The sequence below is a fragment of the Acinetobacter sp. YH12201 genome (genome assembly GCF_013418145.1).
Taxonomy (GTDB): Bacteria; Pseudomonadota; Gammaproteobacteria; order Pseudomonadales; family Moraxellaceae; genus Acinetobacter.
This window is the reverse complement of record NZ_VPCP01000154.1, coordinates 1-2767: the sequence shown is the minus strand read 5'-3', so window position 1 is coordinate 2767 and position 2767 is coordinate 1. Positions and strand designations below refer to the sequence as shown.

Below are 2767 nucleotides of genomic sequence, written 5' to 3'. Positions count from 1 at the left end.
ATGAGGCATGTTCCGCGTCCTTGCAATACTGTGTTTACATACAGTCTATCGCTTAGCGGAAAGTTCTTTTACCCTCAGCCGAAATGCCTGCCGTTGCTAGACATTGCCAGCCAGTGCCCGTCACTCCGCGGTCTTCACTGCGTGATCGAGTTGATCGACACCCGCCGTGACACGCTCCATGAAGTGCCTGCCTGCGTCTGTTAGCCGAACGCCCCGCGCATGGCGCTCAAATAGCAGGACACCAAGGTTATCCTCCAGCGCTTTCACACGCGCGCTGACGCTCGACTGGCTGATACCAAGTGCCTTGGCCGCATGCCGAAAATTCAGATGCTCGGCGACGGCGATGAACTGAACAAGGGAAATGAGCGGTATCCTGCCAGACAGGATACCGACATTCACGAGGTTTCGATGGTTAGTGCGCCGCATCGGAGCGGGCCTGCTACCAGTCGTCGGTTAGACGACTGGCGACTTCTCGGTGGCAGCCCCACGGAGCCGAAGGAGCACCAGCCCCAACGAAACCAGTACCGCCATCGCCGTGGCGTAACAGATCACGGGCCACGCTGTGTCACCGTTTAAAAGTGCCACCGCCAATGTCCCGACAATGCTGACTATCAGGCTTTGAACGCAGAAGTAGAACGCGACCGCTGATCCCGCGATGTCGTCGAACTCTGCCAAAGCGCCGTTCGCGGTAACGGACACCGTGAAGACAATACCGACCGCGACAACCCACATCGGTAGGATGAAGGTGAGGAATGACGGCGAGCCGTAAAGTTCGCCGATCCCCAACAGGACCGCTCCGCAAACAAGCAACGCCATCCCACGCGCCACGCATCCTGCGATGCCCCATCTGGCGACAAAGGACTTCGCGAAACGGGTTGTCACGATCATTACAAGCGCGACAGTGGCGAAGGCAAAGCTGAATCCGATCTCGGAATATTCCGCTTGGCCTATGAGCACACGGGGAGCCGTCGAGAAGAAGACGAAGAAGGTGCCCATACCGGCGCTAAAGCCGACAGTGTAAACCCAAAAAGCCGGACTCGCGAAGATCGGCAAGACAGATCGGCGCGTCTTGACTTGATCCAGAGGGCGGGTTTCGTGCCACCTGAAACCCGCATTTAGGAGTGCGAGCATCGCCAGTATAGCCAAAGTAATGAATATCGCCTGCCATCCCAAGAACTCGCCGATCAATACTCCGGCGATAGGGCCGAGCGCAGGCACGAACGCCAGCATCGAACTGAAAAGGCCGTAGATGACGACACCCTCAGGACGGTTGGCATAAACGTCGCGAACCGTCGCGAACGTCGCCACCAGCATGGCCGACGCGCCCACTGCTTGAAGTAGACGGAAAGCGACAAAGGCCGGTGCAGTTGAAGACCAAGCTGCTCCCAGAGACGCAATGACGAAAGCCGTTGCGCCCGGCGATTAAGTTAATAAACATATTAAATCATTAATTAGTTTTTGTAGTTTAGAGAGTTTATTTCTTAGGGTTTCTATTCCTCAATTATTCCGTATCCTTCTGGTGCAGGAATCCCATGTTCCGAAGAACGACTGACTGATTCCCACTCTTTCCATGTAAATATACGTTTTTCTGCATTTTCAACAGCTAAATCATATACAAGGCTTCCCAGAACTAATCGGAGAGGCGGATTCTCACTATTAACCAGTTTCATTATAGCTTCGGCGGCTAACTTAGGATCACTATCCACCGATTCGTTTGAATATTGTTGGGCCAACTTTTCACGTAATGAATCATACTCTTTTTTCTGTGTAGTAAAACTCATTTTTAAGTATAGATTCGTCCAGTAACCTCCAGGTTCTACGATAGATACTTTTATACCAAAATGTGCAGCTTCTTGTGCTAAAGCCTCGCTAAATCCTTCTAAAGCAAATTTACTAGCGCTATAGATTCCCGACATTGGACCACTAATCAGTCCACCAATACTAGATATCTGGATAATATGACCTGATTCTTGTGCCCGCAAGTACGGCATAACAGCTTGACTTACCCATACTGTACCGAAGAAATTAGTTTCCATTTGGCTTCTAACTTCATCTTCACTAAATTCTTCAATCATTCCCATTACCATATTCCCTGCATTGTTAATGACAATATCGAGTCTTCCAAAATGTTTAATGGCAGTTTCCACTGTAGTCGAAACAGCACTTCTATCAGTAACATCAAGACTTAAAGGAAGTAACATTCCTTCAAACTGGCATTTTAACTCATTCAGTTTTTCAATATTTCTAGCAACACCAACAACCTTCTCTCCTGACTCCAATGCTTTTTTTGTGAATTCGTATCCTAGTCCACTGCTTGCACCTGTAATAAACCACACACGTGTATTTTCATTGTTATTAAATGTCATAAATAATCTCCTCCATTAATCATGTAATATTGGTATCATTCAATACCAATTTAAAACAAACAAAATAAAGAGCACAGGCAATCTGCCTATGCTCTAAATATAGAAATATAAAATTTCAACAGGATTAATCCGATTGTTGGTATCACAAATAAGCCATCAAATTCATTGATGTACCCTTTTCTACGAAGTGTCATGGGAGATCTCCCTTTAAAATAAAAAAGAGGAAGATTCCTCTCCCCCTTTTTACTATAACCGTATAATAAAGGTTTCCTATACGTATAGGAAGAATAAACGCCCTTTTCACCCAAGTCCAACAGCTTTGGACCGCAGTTGACTCTTTCGACACCCCTGCGATGCAACCCAATCCGGCTGACGGGGAGCCAGCAACGCTGAAAATTTAC

The 2767-nt window shown here is 47.8% G+C and carries 3 protein-coding genes and 1 pseudogene; all 4 read right to left on the bottom strand.

The window, feature by feature from the left end; genetic code table 11:
* Window positions 1–120: 120 nt before the first annotated feature.
* The gene (locus FTU91_RS16085) at window positions 121–426 is read right to left on the bottom strand and encodes a LysR family transcriptional regulator (RefSeq protein WP_001255015.1); all 306 of its coding nucleotides are present in this window, start codon (window positions 424–426) and stop codon (window positions 121–123) included.
* A 27-nt stretch (window positions 427–453) separates the two neighbouring features.
* A pseudogene (gene floR / locus FTU91_RS16080) lies at window positions 454–1416 on the bottom strand (chloramphenicol/florfenicol efflux MFS transporter FloR); the annotation flags it as partial.
* A gap of 74 nt (window positions 1417–1490) precedes the next feature.
* Window positions 1491–2366 (bottom strand): SDR family oxidoreductase, encoded by an 876-nt coding sequence (locus FTU91_RS16075; protein WP_078081115.1) that lies wholly within the window; start codon window positions 2364–2366, stop codon window positions 1491–1493.
* 86 nt (window positions 2367–2452) lie between these two features.
* The coding region (locus FTU91_RS16500) for a hypothetical protein (protein WP_218944809.1) at window positions 2453–2767 on the bottom strand (315 nt) is incomplete at its 5' end.

What these genes read in the sequence shown, in the direction of transcription:
- FTU91_RS16085 (WP_001255015.1), bottom strand. Translation starts at nt 426, where the DNA reads ATGCGGCGCACTAACCATCGAAACCTCGTGAATGTCGGTATCCTGTCT.
- FTU91_RS16075 (WP_078081115.1), bottom strand. Translation starts at nt 2,366, where the DNA reads ATGACATTTAATAACAATGAAAATACACGTGTGTGGTTTATTACAGGT.